This window comes from Erwinia aphidicola (assembly GCF_014773485.1).
In the GTDB taxonomy this organism is placed as follows: domain Bacteria; phylum Pseudomonadota; class Gammaproteobacteria; order Enterobacterales; family Enterobacteriaceae; genus Erwinia; species Erwinia aphidicola.
In genome coordinates this window covers 1-16,703 of sequence record NZ_JACXBP010000013.1, presented here as the reverse complement: position 1 = coordinate 16,703, position 16,703 = coordinate 1, and the positions used below count along the sequence as shown (strand labels likewise).

At 55.5% G+C, this 16,703-nt stretch carries 16 protein-coding genes; 13 read left to right on the top strand and 3 right to left on the bottom strand.

Features of this window, described 5'->3' with window-relative positions; all coding sequences use genetic code 11:
* The first annotated feature begins 24 nt into the window (after nt 1–24).
* The 7 genes from ubiE (at nt 25) to tatD (ending at nt 5,568) form a co-directional block, all read left to right on the top strand.
* Nucleotides 25–780, top strand: coding sequence for a bifunctional demethylmenaquinone methyltransferase/2-methoxy-6-polyprenyl-1,4-benzoquinol methylase UbiE (ubiE, locus tag ID864_RS21790; RefSeq protein WP_048914387.1), 756 nt, complete (start codon nt 25–27; stop codon nt 778–780).
* Between the two features lie 12 nt (nt 781–792).
* On the top strand, nt 793–1,398 hold the full coding sequence (ubiJ, locus tag ID864_RS21785) for a ubiquinone biosynthesis protein UbiJ (protein ID WP_099753787.1): 606 nt from the start codon (nt 793–795) through the stop codon (nt 1,396–1,398).
* Nucleotides 1,395–3,032 (top strand): ubiquinone biosynthesis regulatory protein kinase UbiB, encoded by a 1,638-nt coding sequence (gene ubiB / locus ID864_RS21780; protein ID WP_191150354.1) that lies wholly within the window; start codon nt 1,395–1,397, stop codon nt 3,030–3,032. The genes ubiJ and ubiB overlap by 4 nt, the downstream gene beginning before the upstream one ends.
* Before the next feature lie 118 nt (nt 3,033–3,150).
* Complete coding sequence (gene tatA, locus ID864_RS21775; RefSeq protein WP_048914390.1) at nt 3,151–3,402, top strand: twin-arginine translocase TatA/TatE family subunit; 252 nt, start codon at nt 3,151–3,153, stop codon at nt 3,400–3,402.
* Nucleotides 3,403–3,405: 3 nt separating this feature from the next.
* Entirely contained in the window at nt 3,406–3,954 is a 549-nt protein-coding gene (gene tatB, locus ID864_RS21770) for a Sec-independent protein translocase protein TatB (RefSeq protein ID WP_048914391.1), read from the top strand.
* Nucleotides 3,944–4,708 (top strand): Sec-independent protein translocase subunit TatC, encoded by a 765-nt coding sequence (tatC, locus tag ID864_RS21765; protein WP_048914392.1) that lies wholly within the window; start codon nt 3,944–3,946, stop codon nt 4,706–4,708. Before tatB ends, tatC begins: the two co-directional genes overlap by 11 nt.
* An 80-nt stretch (nt 4,709–4,788) precedes the next feature.
* Complete coding sequence (tatD, locus tag ID864_RS21760) at nt 4,789–5,568, top strand: 3'-5' ssDNA/RNA exonuclease TatD (protein ID WP_133622240.1); 780 nt, start codon at nt 4,789–4,791, stop codon at nt 5,566–5,568.
* Nucleotides 5,569–5,613: 45 nt separating this feature from the next.
* On the opposite strand, the gene rfaH is transcribed toward tatD, so the two are convergent.
* A complete protein-coding gene (gene rfaH / locus ID864_RS21755) occupies nt 5,614–6,102 on the bottom strand; it encodes a transcription/translation regulatory transformer protein RfaH (RefSeq protein ID WP_048914394.1) in 489 nt (162 codons plus the stop codon).
* Nucleotides 6,103–6,495: 393 nt separating this feature from the next.
* Here rfaH and ubiD point away from each other — a divergent pair, with 393 nt between their 5' ends.
* Together ubiD and fre are read left to right on the top strand one after the other, a co-directional pair.
* A complete protein-coding gene (gene ubiD / locus ID864_RS21750; protein WP_099753785.1) occupies nt 6,496–7,980 on the top strand; it encodes a 4-hydroxy-3-polyprenylbenzoate decarboxylase in 1,485 nt (494 codons plus the stop codon).
* Between the two features lie 45 nt (nt 7,981–8,025).
* Nucleotides 8,026–8,727, top strand: coding sequence for an NAD(P)H-flavin reductase (gene fre, locus ID864_RS21745; protein WP_048914396.1), 702 nt, complete (start codon nt 8,026–8,028; stop codon nt 8,725–8,727).
* A 90-nt stretch (nt 8,728–8,817) separates the two neighbouring features.
* Here fre and fadA read toward each other — a convergent pair whose 3' ends face one another.
* A complete protein-coding gene (gene fadA / locus ID864_RS21740) occupies nt 8,818–9,981 on the bottom strand; it encodes an acetyl-CoA C-acyltransferase FadA (RefSeq protein ID WP_099753784.1) in 1,164 nt (387 codons plus the stop codon).
* A 10-nt stretch (nt 9,982–9,991) separates the two neighbouring features.
* Nucleotides 9,992–12,178 (bottom strand): fatty acid oxidation complex subunit alpha FadB, encoded by a 2,187-nt coding sequence (gene fadB, locus ID864_RS21735; RefSeq protein WP_191150353.1) that lies wholly within the window; start codon nt 12,176–12,178, stop codon nt 9,992–9,994.
* A gap of 186 nt (nt 12,179–12,364) precedes the next feature.
* On the opposite strand from fadB, the gene pepQ reads away from it, so the two are divergent.
* From pepQ to hemG, 4 genes are read left to right on the top strand one after another with little or no spacing between them, the layout of a single operon-like run.
* Nucleotides 12,365–13,696, top strand: a complete 1,332-nt coding sequence (gene pepQ / locus ID864_RS21730; RefSeq protein ID WP_048914399.1) for a Xaa-Pro dipeptidase — start codon at nt 12,365–12,367, stop codon at nt 13,694–13,696.
* The gene (locus tag ID864_RS21725; RefSeq protein ID WP_048914400.1) at nt 13,696–14,307 is read left to right on the top strand and encodes an IMPACT family protein; all 612 of its coding nucleotides are present in this window, start codon (nt 13,696–13,698) and stop codon (nt 14,305–14,307) included. The genes pepQ and ID864_RS21725 overlap by 1 nt, the downstream gene beginning before the upstream one ends.
* Before the next feature lie 28 nt (nt 14,308–14,335).
* Nucleotides 14,336–15,787, top strand: coding sequence for a Trk system potassium transporter TrkH (gene trkH, locus ID864_RS21720; RefSeq protein ID WP_048914401.1), 1,452 nt, complete (start codon nt 14,336–14,338; stop codon nt 15,785–15,787).
* A gap of 14 nt (nt 15,788–15,801) precedes the next feature.
* The gene (gene hemG, locus ID864_RS21715) at nt 15,802–16,338 is read left to right on the top strand and encodes a menaquinone-dependent protoporphyrinogen IX dehydrogenase (protein WP_048914402.1); all 537 of its coding nucleotides are present in this window, start codon (nt 15,802–15,804) and stop codon (nt 16,336–16,338) included.
* Nucleotides 16,339–16,703: the final 365 nt, after the last annotated feature.

Below are 16,703 nucleotides of genomic sequence, written 5' to 3'. Positions count from 1 at the left end.
TTGATTGTAGAGCAGGCAAAACAAATGGCAGATGAATCAAAGGACACCACCCACTTCGGCTATCGCACGGTAGCGAAAAACGAAAAGGCCGAGATGGTGGCTGATGTTTTCCATTCCGTTGCGGCCAAATATGATCTGATGAATGACCTGATGTCTATGGGCATCCACCGCATCTGGAAGCGTTTTACCATCGACTGCAGCGGCGTGCGCCGTGGGCAGCGCGTACTTGATTTAGCAGGCGGCACCGGCGATCTCACGGCAAAATTCTCACGTCTGGTCGGTGAGACCGGTGAAGTGGTGCTGGCCGATATCAACAGCTCAATGTTGAAAGTGGGCCGTGAAAAGCTGCGCAACAAAGGCGTCATCGGCAACGTAAATTACGTTCAGGCCAATGCCGAAGCACTGCCGTTCCCGGATAACTACTTCGACTGCATTACTATCGCTTTTGGTCTGCGTAACGTGACCGAAAAAGAGAAAGCGCTGGCCTCGATGTTCCGGGTGCTGAAGCCGGGCGGGCGTCTGCTGGTGCTGGAGTTCTCCAAGCCGCAGTTCGAACTGCTGAACAAAGCCTATGACGCTTACTCTTTCCACATCCTGCCGCGTATTGGCGAGCTGGTGGCGAAAGATGCAGGTAGCTACCGCTACCTGGCAGAATCCATCCGAATGCATCCCGATCAGGAAACCCTGAAGCAGATGATGATGGACGTTGGCTTTGAAAACACCACGTATCACAATCTGACGGGCGGCATTGTTGCCTTGCACCGCGGATTTAAGTTTTAAGCAGGAAAACGCATGACATTAACGCCGCTGTTAACTGCCAGTCTGGAGAGCGCGCTTAACCAGATTTTATACCGCGATCGCGGCCTGAAGGCGGCGCGTCAACGTCTTAACGGGCGTAGCCTTGCTATCGTTCTTGCGGAACTGCAACAGCCCGTCACCTTCGTCTTCAGTGAAAACCAGGTGGATGTGATAGGTGCGTGGGGTGACACGCCAGACTGTACGGTGAAAACCCGTCTGGCAACCTTGCCAAAACTGCGCGACCGCCAGCAGCTGACGGCCCTGATCCGCAGCGGCGAGCTGGAGGTGGAAGGTGACCTGCAGCTGGTGCAGCAGTTCTCTGCACTGCTGGACCTCGCAGAACTCGACCCGGCGGAATATCTTGCCCCGTGGATTGGCGACATAGCTGCGGAAGGGCTGACAAAGTTTGCCCGCCGTGGTTTCAACGCGCTGCGCCGTGATGTCGAGCGTAAGCAGAGTTATCTGGGCCAGACGCTGACGGAAGAGTGGCGGCTGGCACCGGGTAAGCTCGAGCTCGCCTGGTTCAGTGAAGAAGTGGATGCCTTAACCCGATCGTTGGATGCCCTTGATGCCCGAATTAATCAGCTGGAGGTCAAATGACCTTCGGTGAACTGCGTCGTCTCTACCTGATTATCCGCGTTTTTCTCAGCTACGGCCTGGATGAACTGATCCCCAAAACCCGCCTGACTTTACCCATTCGCCTGTGGCGCAAATGCCTGTTCTGGATGCCAAATCGCCACAAAACTCAGCCGCTGGGCGAGCGTTTGCGTCTTGCGCTGGAGCAGCTCGGGCCGGTGTGGATCAAGTTTGGTCAGATGATGTCGACCCGCCGCGATCTGTTCCCGCCACACATTGCTGACCAGTTGGCAATGTTGCAGGACCGCGTGGCGCCGTTTGATGGTGCCAAAGCGTTGAAGCTGATTGAGCATTCACTCGGTGCGCCAATTGAGAGCCAGTTCGACGACTTCGAGATCGTCCCGCTGGCTTCCGCCTCGATTGCTCAGGTTCACACGGCGACGCTGAAAGAAAACGGTCGCGAGGTGGTGATCAAAGTGATCCGCCCTGACATTCTTCCGGTAATTAAAGCGGATATGCGCTTGATCTACCGCCTGGCCCGCTGGGTGCCGCGCCTGTTGCCTGATGGCCGCCGTTTGCGCCCGCAGGAAGTGGTCGCCGACTACGAAAAAACGCTGCTGGATGAACTGAATCTGCTGCGCGAAGCCGCGAACGCCATTCAGCTGCGGCGTAACTTTGACAACAGCAGAATGCTGTATGTCCCAGAAATCTATTCCGATTACTGCAGTGAAAATATGCTGGTTATGGAGCGTATTTATGGCATCCCGATCTCTGATGTGGTGACGCTGGAGCAGCACGGTGTCAACATGAAGCTGCTGGCCGAGCGCGGCGTGCAGGTGTTCTTTACCCAGGTGTTCCGCGACAGCTTCTTCCATGCGGATATGCACCCGGGCAATATTTTCGTCAGCTATGAACACCCTGAAGATCCGCAATATATCGGCATTGACTGCGGTATCGTCGGCTCGCTGAACAAAGAAGATAAGCGCTACCTGGCGGAAAACTTTATCGCCTTCTTCAACCGCGATTATCGCAAAGTGGCTGAACTGCACGTCGATTCAGGCTGGGTGCCGCCGGATACCAATGTTGAAGACTTCGAGTTCGCCATTCGTACCGTGTGTGAGCCGATCTTCGAGAAGCCACTGGCAGAGATCTCTTTCGGCCACGTGCTGCTTAACCTGTTTAACACTGCGCGACGTTTCAATATGGAAGTGCAGCCGCAGCTGGTACTGTTACAGAAGACGCTGCTGTATGTTGAAGGCGTCGGCCGCCAGCTTTATCCGCAGTTGGATCTCTGGAAGACAGCCAAGCCGTTCCTTGAAGACTGGATTAAAGACCAGATCGGCATTCCTGCTATCGTGCGTGCACTGAAAGAGAAAGCGCCGTTCTGGGCAGAGAAGATGCCGGAGCTGCCGGAGCTGTTTTATGACAGCCTGCGGCAGCATAAGCAGCTGCGTCACAGTGTTGACCGCCTGGCAAGCGATCTCAAAGGGGAGCGGACCAGGCAGCATCAGTCACGCTATCTGTTTGGCGTGGGCGCCACGCTCCTGCTGAGCGGAACGGCTATTTTGCTGACGCGCTCTGAGTGGGATATGTTCTCCGCCGCCCTGATGGCTGCAGGTGCTGTCGCCTGGCTGATAGGTTGGCGCAGAACAAACTGATTGTCATGAAAGGTAAATAGGCAGTTTATTGTGCGTGGGTGGGGTTTGCGCATCGTCAGCATGACATAAGCTGTTATATACTCGAAATTCGCATCAATTATTGATATCAGAGGTAATAATGGGTGGCATTACACTTCCACATTTGTTGATCATCGCCGTACTGGTTGTCCTGCTGTTCGGTACTAAGAAACTGCGTTCGCTGGGTTCTGACCTCGGTTCATCAATCAAAGGCTTTAAAAAAGCTATGAGCGATGAAGACGACAAGGAAAAGGATAAAGCGCATGCTGATGATGCTGACTTCAACGCCAAACTGGCGGACAAACAGCATACTGAAGCAAAAAAAGAAGACGTTAAGAACGACAGGGTATAAACCGTGTTCGACATAGGCTTTAGTGAGCTGGTACTGGTATTCGTTATTGGCCTGGTGGTTCTGGGTCCGCAGCGTCTACCCGTAGCGGTTAGAACAGTGATGGGCTGGATCCGCGCACTGCGTTCGCTGGCGACCAGCGTGCAGAATGAACTGGCGCAAGAGCTGAAAATTCAGGAGCTGCAGGACGGCCTGAAGAAAATCGAACAGGCGAGCAAAGACAGCCTCTCCCCTGAGCTTAAAGCCTCGGTGGAGGAGCTGAAGCAGACGGCTGACTCGATGAAACGCTCTTACCTTGGTGATAATGAAAAAGCTGACGATGAAGCGCACACCATTCATAACCCGCTGGTAAAAAACCCGCAGGAATCCCATGAAGGCGTGACGCCAGCCGAAGCGGACCATCAGGCCAGCGCGCCGGCACAGGCACCGGTCACCGTGACCCAGACCGCCGCGACGCCGCAGCCTGAAGTCAACCCTGAGCCGGCTGTACCCGCTGAACCGAGAGCCCCCGTGAATTCCACTCAAGCGAGCGATAACGTAAAACATGGCAGTTGAAGATACCCAACCGCTTATCAGTCATCTGATCGAGCTACGTAAGCGCCTGCTGAACTGCATCATTGCTGTTCTGGCAATATTTCTGTGCCTGGCTTACTTCTCCAATGATATCTACCAGCTGGTTTCCGCACCGCTGATTAAGCAGATGCCTGCGGGCGCCAGCATGATCGCCACCGATGTCGCCTCGCCATTCTTTACGCCGATTAAGCTGACAATTATTGTCTCGCTGTTCCTGTCGGTACCGGTGATCCTCTATCAGGTCTGGGCATTCGTTGCGCCTGCGCTGTATCGCCACGAGCGCAAGCTGGTTATGCCGCTGCTGTTTTCCAGTTCATTCCTATTCTACCTGGGGATGGCTTTCGCCTACTTTATTGTCTTCCCGCTGGCGTTTGGCTTCTTCGCCAAAACCGCGCCTCAGGGCGTACAGATTGCCACCGACATCAATAACTATCTCGACTTCGTGATGACGTTATTTATGGCGTTTGGTGTGTCGTTTGAAGTGCCGATTGCTATCGTGCTGCTGTGCTGGACCGGTGTGACCACGCCAGAAGATCTGCGCGCTAAGCGCCCTTATGTGCTGGTTGGTGCGTTCGTCGTTGGGATGTTGCTGACGCCGCCGGATATCTTCTCCCAGACGCTGTTAGCCATCCCGATGTACTGCCTGTTTGAAGTCGGGGTTTTCTGCGCACGCTTCTATGTGGGTAAAAATCGTCGCGATGGAGATGAAGAAGAGCAGGACGCCGAATCGGAGTAATTGCCGCGAACGGCTGCCTCTGGCAGAACATATTGAGTTTACTAACCGCCCGTCAGGGCGGTTACTGTTTGGAAGAGACTATGTTTGATATTGGTGTGAACCTGACCAGCACGCAGTTTGCTAAAGATCGCGCTCTGGTGGTGAAACGTGCGCGCGAAGCGGGCGTTGAAGGCATGTTGATTACCGGGACCAGCGCGCTGGAGAGCCAGCAGGCCTGCAGTCTGGCGCAGCAGCACCCGGACTATTGCTGGTCCACTGCCGGCGTGCATCCACATCACGCCAGCGAGTGGTCGGCGGAAACCGCGTCAACCTTACGCCGCCTGGCAGAGAATCCACAGGTCGTCGCCATTGGCGAATGTGGCCTGGACTTCAACCGCAACTTCTCTGACCCGCAACAGCAGGCCTACGCGTTTAACGCGCAGCTGGAGCTGGCGGCTGAGCTGGCGCTGCCGGTTTTCCTGCACTGCCGGGAAGCGCACCAACGTTTTATTGAGATCCTTGAACCCTGGCTGACAAAACTTCCGGCGGCGGTGCTGCACTGTTTTACCGGCACGCGTGAAGAACTGGAATCCTGCCTGTCGCTGGGATTGTCGATTGGCATTACTGGCTGGGTATGTGATGAGCGGCGCGGGCAGGAACTGCGTGAGCTGATGCCATTGATCCCGGCAGAGCGCCTGCTGCTGGAAACCGATGCACCGTGGCTACTGCCGCGTGACATGCGCCCGCGCCCGGCGACGCGCCGAAATGAGCCCTGCTTCCTGCCGCATATCGTTCAGCAGGTGGCGCTGCTACGGGGTGAGGATGCACACACCCTGGCGCAGCAAACGGCGCTGAATGCGCGCACGTTGTTCCGGCTGTAAGGGGTGAAGTCTGTCGCTGAGAAGAGTGACGCTCTTGCGGATGAATTACAGCTTTTGAAACTGGCGATTGCCAACGCTGCGAACCACCTGCTTATTAAGCAGGTTAAGCAACAGCATCGACCGGGCTTCACCATCGGGCTCGGTAAAGATTGCTTTCAATCCTTCAAATGCCCCTTCGGTTATGATCACGGTATCACCGGGCTGCGGCAGGTCGTGATCGATAACAATTTCTACCGGGTCATTTTGCAGCGCGGTGATCACATCCAGCGGCACGGTGGCGGGCTGGTTTCCAAAGCGGACAAAATGGCTTACGCCACGCGTTGCGCTAATGGTGGTGGTGTGGATGGATTCCGGATCAAACTCAATAAAAAGATAGTTGGGAAATAGCGGCTCGCTGACCTGAGTACGTTTTCCGCGCACGGTTTTCTCTAAAGCAATCATTGGGCTAAGGCAATGCACGGCCTGACGCTCAAGATGTTCTTTCGCGCGCAGCAGCTGACCTCGTTTGCAATAAAGTAAATACCAGGATTCCATAACGTCACTTTCCAATTATCTGGCCGATAAGGATAGCAAAATCGCTCACATAGATATAGCGGGATTGGCAGTAACCGCGGGTTTTCACGCGCGTTCTTATTAACGAAACGCATAACCCTATGGCTTTAAATTAGCAATAATTAGCCGCGCCGTTTGCCAATATACGCGCTATTTGAATTTGACGTCATCTGGCAAGTTGTATCAGTATCCAGCTCTGTCTATTGGCAACGTTGAACAGGCGAAAGTGGAACTGTTCCTGCTGCGTAATGACAAAATGGCGCATGGTGAGCCGCAGGTGCCGTTCCACTGCGGCTAAACTTCATAACAAAACTAACGACGAGCGCAGGATCGGCACTATAATGACCGACTCACTGACCGTACTGATGGAAAGTCATGAAATACCACGACTTACGCGACTTCCTTTCTCTGCTTGAACAGCGTGGGGAATTAAAACGCATCAAACACGAGATCGATCCCGATCTGGAAATGACCGAAATTGCCGACCGCACGCTGCGTGCCGGCGGCCCGGCGCTGCTGTTCGAAAACCCCAAAGGTTACGACATGCCGGTGCTGTGCAATCTGTTTGGTACCCCGGATCGCGTGGCGATGGGCATGGGCCAGGAAGATGTTAAGGCGCTGCGTGAAGTTGGCCGCCTGCTGGCCTTTCTGAAGGAGCCGGAGCCGCCGCGCGGTTTTCGCGACTTCTTCGACAAAATGCCGCAGTGGAAACAGGTGCTTAATATGCCGACCAAACGGCTGCGTAATGCGCCGTGCCAGGAGCAAATCTTCGAAGGGGATGAGGTGGACCTGAACCGCATCCCGGTGATGAAATGCTGGCCGGATGATGCGGCCCCGCTGGTCACCTGGGGGCTGACGGTCACCCGTGGGCCACTTAAAGAGCGGCAGAACCTCGGTATTTATCGCCAGCAGGTGATTGGCAAAAACAAACTGATTATGCGCTGGCTGTCACACCGTGGCGGCGCGCTGGACTTCCAGGAGTGGTGCCAGCAGCATCCGGGCGAACGCTTCCCGGTTTCGGTAGCATTAGGCGCTGACCCGGCCACTATTCTGGCGGCCGTCACACCGGTGCCGGATACCCTGTCGGAATATGCTTTTGCTGGCCTGCTGCGCGGGACCAAAACCGAAGTGGTGAAATGCGTTTCTAACGATCTTGAAGTTCCCGCCAGTGCTGAAATTGTGCTGGAAGGCTACATCGAGCCGGGCGAAATGGCGCCGGAAGGACCCTACGGTGACCACACGGGTTACTATAATGAAGTAGACAGCTTCCCGGTGTTCACCATCACGCATATCACGCAGCGCCGCGATGCGATCTATCATTCGACCTATACCGGGCGTCCGCCGGATGAACCTGCGGTGCTGGGCGTGGCGTTGAATGAAGTGTTTGTGCCGATCCTGCAAAAGCAGTTCCCGGAAATTGTGGATTTCTATCTGCCGCCAGAGGGCTGCTCTTATCGCCTGGCCGTGGTGACGATCAAGAAACAGTATGCCGGGCATGCCAAACGCGTCATGATGGGCGTCTGGTCTTTCCTGCGGCAGTTTATGTACACAAAATTTGTTATCGTTTGCGATGACGACGTTAATGCGCGTGACTGGAACGATGTGATCTGGGCCATCACTACGCGCATGGATCCGGCTCGTGATACGGTACTGATCGAGAATACGCCGATCGACTATCTCGATTTTGCCTCACCGGTTTCCGGCCTGGGGTCAAAAATGGGGATGGATGCGACTAATAAATGGCCTGGCGAAACGCAGCGCGAGTGGGGCACGCCAATCCGTAAGGACCCGGCGGTGACTGCTCGCATTGATGCGATTTGGGATGAGTTAGGCATCTTGAGTGATACACCAGCGCGCTGAAGCGCTGGCGGTCAAATGATAATGACGACCCGACAGAGGGAACGCATGACAACCTTAAGCTGTAAAGTGACCTCAGTAGAGGCGATTACCGATACCGTGTACCGCGTACGACTGATCCCGGAGGCGGATTTCAACTTCCGCGCCGGTCAGTACCTGATGGTCGTGATGGACGAGCGTGATAAGCGTCCGTTCTCACTGGCTTCTACGCCGATGGAAAAAGATATTATCGAACTGCATATCGGTGCTTCCGAGCTGAATCTGTATGCGATGGCAGTCATGGAGCGCATTCAGCAACAGCGTCAGATCACCGTAGATATTCCTCACGGTGACGCGTGGCTGCGTGAGGAGGGCGATCGCCCCCTGGTGCTGATTGCAGGCGGTACCGGTTTCTCCTATGCGCGTTCTATTCTGCTGACCGCACTGTCGCAGCAGCCGGATCGCCATATCGCCATTTACTGGGGTGGGCGCGAGCTGAAGCACCTGTATGATTTGGATGAACTGAACGCGCTGGCAGTTAAGCACCCGAATCTGCAGGTGATACCGGTTGTTGAGCAGCCGGAAGAGGGCTTCACCGGCCGTAACGGCACCGTGCTGACTGCCGTAATGCAGGATTATACCAGCCTTGCCGGGCACGATATCTATATTGCCGGTCGTTTTGAAATGGCGAAAATTGCCCGTGAGCGTTTCTGTGCCGAGCGTGGTGCACTGGAAGCGCACATGTTTGGCGATGCCTTTGCCTTTATCTGATGGTTCAGGGGGCAGCAATGCTGCCCCCGCAGGATAAAAAAACCGCCCTGACGGGCGGTAAATTAGCAATAAAACTGCCAGATCAACGTATCACAGACGCTCGAAAACCGTCGCGATCCCCTGGCCCAGACCAATACACATTGACGCTAAACCAAACTGTGCATCGCGGCGCTCCATCAGATTAAGCAAGGTAGTACTGATACGTGCTCCCGAGCAGCCCAGTGGATGCCCTAACGCAATGGCACCGCCGTTCAGATTGACCTTCTCATCCAGTTGTCCCATCAGCCCCAGATCTTTAATGCACGGCAGTACCTGCGCAGCAAAAGCCTCGTTCAGCTCAAAAATATCGATATCTGCAGCGCTCAGCCCGGCGCGTTTCAGCGCCAGCTGCGAGGCCGGAACCGGGCCGTAACCCATAATCGACGGATCGCAGCCCACGACTGCCATCGAGAGAATACGTGCGCGCGGCTTCAGGCCCAGCTCCAGCGCACGGGATTCGCTCATAATCAGCATCGCGGCTGCACCGTCGGAAAGTGCCGAACTGGTACCTGCCGTCACGCTGCCGTTAACCGGATCAAATGCCGGGCGCAGTGCGGCCAGGCTATCAACGGTGGTTTCAGGGCGGATTACCTCATCAAAGTCATAGCGTTTGAGGACGCCGTCGGCGTCGTGCCCGGAGACCGGGGCGATCTCATTGGCGAAATGCCCTGCCTGGGTAGCGGCAGCTGCATGCTGATGCGAACGGGCAGCAAACTGATCCTGCATTTCACGGCTGATACCGTGCAGGCGTGCCAGCATTTCTGCGGTCAGTCCCATCATGCCTGCGGCTTTTGCTACGCTGCGGCCCAGGCCAGGGTGGAAATCCACGCCGTGATTCATCGGCACATGGCCCATGTGCTCCACGCCGCCGATCAGACAGGCGCGGGCGTCACCGACCATAATCATGCGCGCCGCATCGTGCAGCGCCTGCATGGATGAACCACACAGGCGGTTAACGGTGGTGGCAGGAACGCTGTGAGGGATTTCTGCCAGCAGCGCGGCATTGCGGGCAATATTGAACCCCTGCTCCAGCGTCTGCTGCACGCAGCCCCAGTAAATATCATCCAGCGAGGCGGCTTCCAGCGCCGGGTTACGGCTCAACAGGCTACGCATCAGATGGGCGGAGAGATCCTCAGCGCGCACGTGGCGGAAGGCTCCCCCTTTCGAACGGCCCATCGGCGTGCGGAGGGCATCAACGATGACTACTTTTTCCATTTTGCTTTCCTCACGCAGTTTTCAGAGTGGCGTCAGCCAGGGGGGTTGCCTGTGGATACCAGCTGGCACGTTGCGCTGCCTTGTCACGTAGTGCCTCCGGCACCTGATACAGCGCACCCAGTTCGGCAAAAGGTTCGGCACCCGCGACAAAAGTATCGCTGCCCAGGGTATCCAGATAGCGGAATGCTCCGCCGTGGAACGGAGGAAAACCGAGGCCATACACCAGCGCCATATCGGCTTCCGCCGGGCTGGCAATGACGCCCTCTTCAAGGCAGCGCACCACTTCATTAATCATCGGGATCATCATGCGGGCGATAATTTCCTCATCGCTGAACACCCGTTTCGGCTGGCAGACGCTCTGCAGCAGACGATCGGTTTCGCTATCGCCGACCTTTTTCGCTTTGCCTTTGCTGTCGGTTTCCCAGCGCCAGAAGCCCTGCTGATTTTTTTGTCCATAGCGTTTAGCGTCGAACAGCACATCAATGGCATCGCGGTAATCTTTCTTCATACGCTGAGGGAAGCCATCGGCCATCACGCTTTGGGCATGGTGCGCAGTATCAATACCGACCACATCGAGCAGCCACGACGGGCCCATTGGCCAGCCAAACTGTTTTTCCATCACCCTGTCGATTTGGCGAAAATCGGCACCGTCGCGCAGCAGCAGGCTGAAGCCGGCAAAGTAGGGGAACAGCACGCGATTGACGAAGAAGCCTGGGCAGTCATTTACCACAATCGGCGTTTTGCCCATTTTGCTGGCCCAGGCAACCACTTTGGCGATGGTTGCATCGGCAGTTTTATTACCGCGGATCACTTCAACCAGCGGCATACGCGGTACCGGGTTAAAGAAGTGCATGCCGCAGAAGTTTTCCGGGCGGGTTAAGGCTTCCGCTAACTGGCTGATGGGAATAGTTGAGGTGTTCGATGCCAGAATCGTATCCGGGCGAATATGACTTTCCGTCTCCGCCAGCACGGCGGCTTTGATCCTGGGATTTTCCACTACTGCTTCCACCACCACATCGACGCGGTCAAAACCGGCATAATGTAGCGTTGGCTGAATGGTGCTGATGACGCTGGCCAGCTTCATGCCGTCGATTTTGCCGCGCGCCAGCTGTTTGTTCAGCAGTTTGGCAGCCTCGCCCATGCCCAGCGCCAGCGATTTCTCACTGATATCTTTCATTACCACCGGCACGCCTTTCCAGGCCGACTGATAAGCAATACCGCCGCCCATAATCCCGGCGCCCAGCACGGCTGCCTGTTTGGGTGTTTCCACATCGCGCGTCAGTTTTTTCGCTTTGGCTTTCACTGCCTGATCGTTAAGGAAGATGCCAACCAGCGCCCGCGCTTCATTAGAACGCGCCAGCGGTACAAAAGCGGCGGTTTCCAGCTGTAATGCTGCATCACGGCCCATCCCGGCGGCGGCTTCAATGGTTTTGACCGCGGTAATTGGCGCCAGATAGTGTTTCCCGGCGGTCTGCATCACCAGCGCTTTGGCCGTGCTGAAGCTCATTGCCGCTTCGATTTTGCTCAGCTTCAGCGGCTCCAGCTTCGGCTGGCGGCGTTCACGCCAGGCCTGTTTACCCGCAACCGCCTCTTTTAATACGCTTAGCGCTGCGCCGTGTAGTTTTTCTGCTGCGACCACGGCGTCCACCAGGCCCAGCTTCAGCGCCTGAGCAGCATCGATATCTTTACCGGCAGCGATAATTTCCAGCGCGCTATCCGCCCCTAACAGGCGTGGCAGGCGTACCGAACCACCGAAGCCCGGCATAATACCCAGTTTGGTTTCTGGCAGACCGATGCGCGTGTCCGGCGTGGCGATGCGGAAGTCTGTTGCCAGCACGCATTCGCAACCGCCGCCGAGCGCATAGCCGCTGATGGCGGAAACTGTCGGAACCGGCAGGTCCTCCAGACGGTTAAAGATACCGTTGGCAAAGGCCAGCCACTGCGTCAGTTTTTCGGCCGGTGCCGCAAACAGAGAAAGAAATTCTGTAATATCGGCACCGACGATAAAGGCCGATTTGCGCGAGCTGAGTAGCAGCCCGCGCAGCTGCGGCTGCTGTTCCAGCACGGTAAGCGCGTCGCCCAGGCTGGCGACGGTTTGGGTATCCAGCTTATTGACCGAGCCGGGGGCATCAAATACCAGTTCGGCTATGCCGTCTTCCAGCCAGTCGAGGGAAAGGGTTTCGCCTTGGTAGAGCATGTCTGTCTCCTGAGCCGCGATTAAGGGATCTGGTCATACCAGATGATCGTGAGTGTGGGAGCGATGTTAATTATTTGCAAACGATACGTTGTCGATTTGCAAACAAGATCACAGCTGCGCCAAAACGGCATACCCCAGCGGGCTGTGATAAGATGCGGGCACTATCGCCACAACGGAGACAGGGGTATGGAGTCGCTAGTTACGCTCTATCAGGAGCATGTGAAAACACTGCAACAGCGCGCGCAGCAGGTTCTGGCGCGTCACAATCTTGATGCAATGCTGATTCATTCCGGGGAATTACTGACGGTATTTCTCGACGATCACACCTATCCATTCAAGGTCAATCCGCAGTTTAAAGCCTGGGTGCCGGTTACTCAGGTGCCGAACTGCTGGCTGTGGATTGATGGGGTGAATAAACCCAAGCTGTGGTTTTACTCTCCTGTCGACTACTGGCATAACGTCGAACCCCTGCCAAACAGCTTCTGGACGGGTGCGGTGGAGGTTATCGGCCTAAAGAATGCCGATGATATCGGCCAGCAGCTGCCAGCGCAGCGCCAGAACGTGGCCTATATTGGCCCGGTCGCCGAGCGCGCGCGGCAGTTGGGCTTCAACAGCGATTCGATTAACCCTAAAGGGGTGATCGACTTCCTGCACTATCATCGCGCCTATAAAACCGGTTATGAGCTGTACTGCATGCGCCAGGCGCAGAAAATTGCGGTTACCGGCCATCGTGCGGCAAAAGAAGCCTTCAAATCGGGGATGAGTGAGTTTGATATTAATGTCGCTTACCTCAGTGCAACCGGGCACCGCGATACCGACGTGCCGTATGGCAATATCATTGCGCTGAACGAGCATGCGGCGGTGCTGCACTACACTAAACTCGATCAGCATGTGCCTGAGCAGCTGCGCAGCTTCCTGATTGACGCCGGAGCCGAGTATAACGGTTATGCCGCCGATCTGACGCGCAGCTACGCTGCGAATAGCGGTAGCGAATATGCCCAGCTGGTGAAAGAGATGAATGCCGAAGAGCTGGCGCTGATCGGCACCATGAAAGCTGGCGTGCGCTACAGCGAGTATCATGAGCAGATGCATTTTCGTATCGCCAGCCTGCTGATTAAGCATCAGTTGGTCAACGGCATCAGTGCGGAAGCGATGGTGAAGGACGATCTTACCGGGCCATTTATGCCGCACGGTATTGGTCATCCACTTGGCCTGCAGGTGCATGATGTCGCCGGCTTTATGCAGGACGATCGCGGCACGCATCTGGCCGCTCCGCAGCAGTATCCCTATCTGCGCTGCACGCGTATGGTGGAGCCGGGCATGGTGCTGACTATCGAGCCGGGCATTTACTTTATTGAGTCACTGCTTGCACCATGGCGCGCCGGGAAGTTCAGTAACCATTTTGACTGGGCGAAAATCGATGCGCTGAAGCCTTACGGCGGTATCCGCATTGAGGATAACGTGGTGATCCATGCACACAGCGTGGAAAACATGACGCGCGACCTGAACCTGGCCTGATGGACGCTTACGACATCCCGGCGGAGCTGTTCAGCTACAGCGAAGAGATCAAGAAAAGCCGCTTTATTACGCTGTTAGCACATACTGACGGCGTGGAAGCGGCCCGGGCTTTTGTTCAGCAGGTTAAACAGCAGCACCCAACGGCCCGGCATCACTGCTGGGCCTTTGTCGCCGGGGCACCGGATGACTCGCAGCAGTTGGGTTTTTCTGATGACGGTGAGCCTTCGGGTACCGCAGGCAAACCGATGCTGGCGCAGCTGATGGGTAATAATATCGGCGAAGTCACGGCCGTTGTGGTGCGCTACTATGGCGGCATTATGCTGGGCACCGGGGGGTTGGTAAAAGCCTACGGCGGTGGCGTACAGCAGGCATTACGCTTGCTACCACGTACGATTAAAGTGCCGATGCTCAGTTTTCAGCTTATCTGTGACTATGCGCAACTGAGCGATATTGAACGCATGGTGAGCCGGTTTGACGGGCAGCTGTTACACAGTGAGTTTTTACACAATATCACCCTGACGCTGGCGCTGCCTCATGCGCAGGTTGCAGGTTTCAGGCAGAATTTATCCGACTTTAGCCGGGGCGCACTGCAGCTAGCTCCGCTCAAATAACTCTTAACGTCAGGAAAGGAACGGCAGAATGCATTTTCGTGCCATAACCCGCATAGTGGGTTTGCTGGTCATCTTATTCTCAGGGACGATGATCGTGCCCGGACTGGTGGCACTGATCTACCGCGACGGGGCGGGGCGTGCATTCACGCAGACGTTCTTTATGGCGCTGATGATCGGAACACTGCTGTGGTGGCCGAACCGTAAGCAGAAAAGCGAGCTTAAGCCACGCGAAGGCTTCCTTATCGTAGTGCTGTTCTGGACCGTGCTGGGCAGCGTAGGGGCAATGCCCTTTATCTTCGCCGAGCAGCCGAACCTCTCGTTAACCGACGCCTTCTTTGAATCTTTCTCCGGTCTGACAACCACGGGTGCGACGACGCTGGTGGGGCTGGATTCCTTGCCGAAAGCGATTCTCTTCTATCGCCAGATGCTGCAGTGGCTGGGGGGGATGGGGATCATCGTACTGGCCGTTGCCATTCTGCCGATCCTCGGCGTCGGTGGCATGCAGCTTTATCGTGCGGAAATGCCAGGCCCGCTGAAAGACAACAAAATGCGGCCACGCATTGCGGAAACCGCTAAAACGCTGTGGCTAATCTATGTACTGCTGACCGTGGCCTGCGCGCTGGCGTTATGGCTGGCGGGGATGCCGTTGTTTGATGCCATCGGTCATAGTTTTGCCACTATCGCGATTGGCGGCTTTTCCACCCATGATGCCAGCATCGGCTTTTTTAATAGTCCGACGATTAACACCATCATCGCTATCTTCCTGCTGATCTCCGGCTGTAACTATGGTCTGCACTTCTCATTATTAAGTGGACGTAGCCTGCGAGCATACTGGCGCGACCCGGAGTTTCGCATGTTTATTGGCGTGCAGATCACGCTGGTGGCTATCTGTACCGTGGTGCTCTACTTCCATAATGTTTACCAGACCGGGCTACAAACGCTGAATCAGGCATTCTTCCAGGTGGTCTCAATGGCCACCACCGCCGGCTTTACCACTGACAGTATTGCTCGCTGGCCACTATTCTTGCCGGTGCTATTGCTGTGCTCAGCGTTTATTGGGGGCTGTGCCGGCTCAACCGGCGGCGGCCTGAAGGTGATCCGCATTCTGCTGCTGTTCAAGCAGGGCTCGCGTGAGCTGAAAAGGCTGGTGCACCCGAATGCGGTATACACCATCAAGCTCGGCAACCGTGCGCTGCCGGAACGTATTCTGGAAGCGGTGTGGGGGTTCTTCTCCGCCTACGCGCTGGTGTTTATTCTCAGCATGCTGGCGATCATTGCCACCGGCGTTGACGACTTCTCGGCGTTTGCTGCGGTCGCTGCGACGCTCAATAACCTTGGCCCCGGTCTGGGCGTGGTCGCGGACAACTTTACTTCCATGAACGACACCGCGAAGTGGATCCTGATTTTAACGATGCTGTTCGGGCGTCTTGAAGTCTTTACCTTGTTAGTCCTGTTTACGCCGACCTTCTGGCGCGAATAATTGAGAGTGTAATCATGAAAGCGTTAATCCTGTTTTCCAGCCGCGATGGCCAGACCCGTGAAATTGCCTTCTATATAGCTAACCAGATAAAAGGAGAGCGCGAGTGTGACGTGTTCAATATCCAGCTGGTTGATGAGATTGACTGGGCGCAGTATGACCGCGTGCTGATCGGCGCCTCTATCCGCTATGGACACTTCCAGCCGGTGGTAGCGAAGTTTGTGAAAACACACCTTAGAGAGCTGCAGCAGCGTTCAAGTGGCTTCTTCTCAGTAAATCTCACTGCGCGTAAACCAGAAAAGCGTACTCCGCAGACCAATGCATATACCCGTAAGTTTTTACTACAGTCGCCATGGGAGCCAGATTGCTGCGCAGTTTTCGCAGGTGCGCTGCGCTATCCACGCTACGGCTTCTTTGATCGCATCATGATCCAGCTGATTATGCGTATGACAAACGGCGAAACCGATGCGAGTAAGGAAGTGGAGTATACCGACTGGCAACAGGTGACACGATTTGCCCATGAATTCGCTGCTTTACCGAGCAAGTTGTCGTAAAAAAGCACGCTTCGCTGAAAAATGACGCGCTCAGTCATTTATTTGCAATAAACGCTTGTCACGCGTCAGGATCTCCCTATAATGCGCAACCACTGAGACGGCACAACGGCTTACAGGCCAGCGGCTCAGGAGGTTCAGGAAGTATCTGAACCGCCGGAAAAACTTCTCAAAAAGAAGTTGACTCCGAAGGAGGAAAGCGTAATATACGCCACCTCGCGACAGGAAGCCCCGGCACTGCTCGCAACGCTCTTTAACAATTTATCAGACAATCTGTGTGGGCACTCGCAGGATTGATATCAACGTCTCCGGACGTAAAAAATATCAAGCCTCACGAGTGAACACATAATGAAATTCATTATGACGTT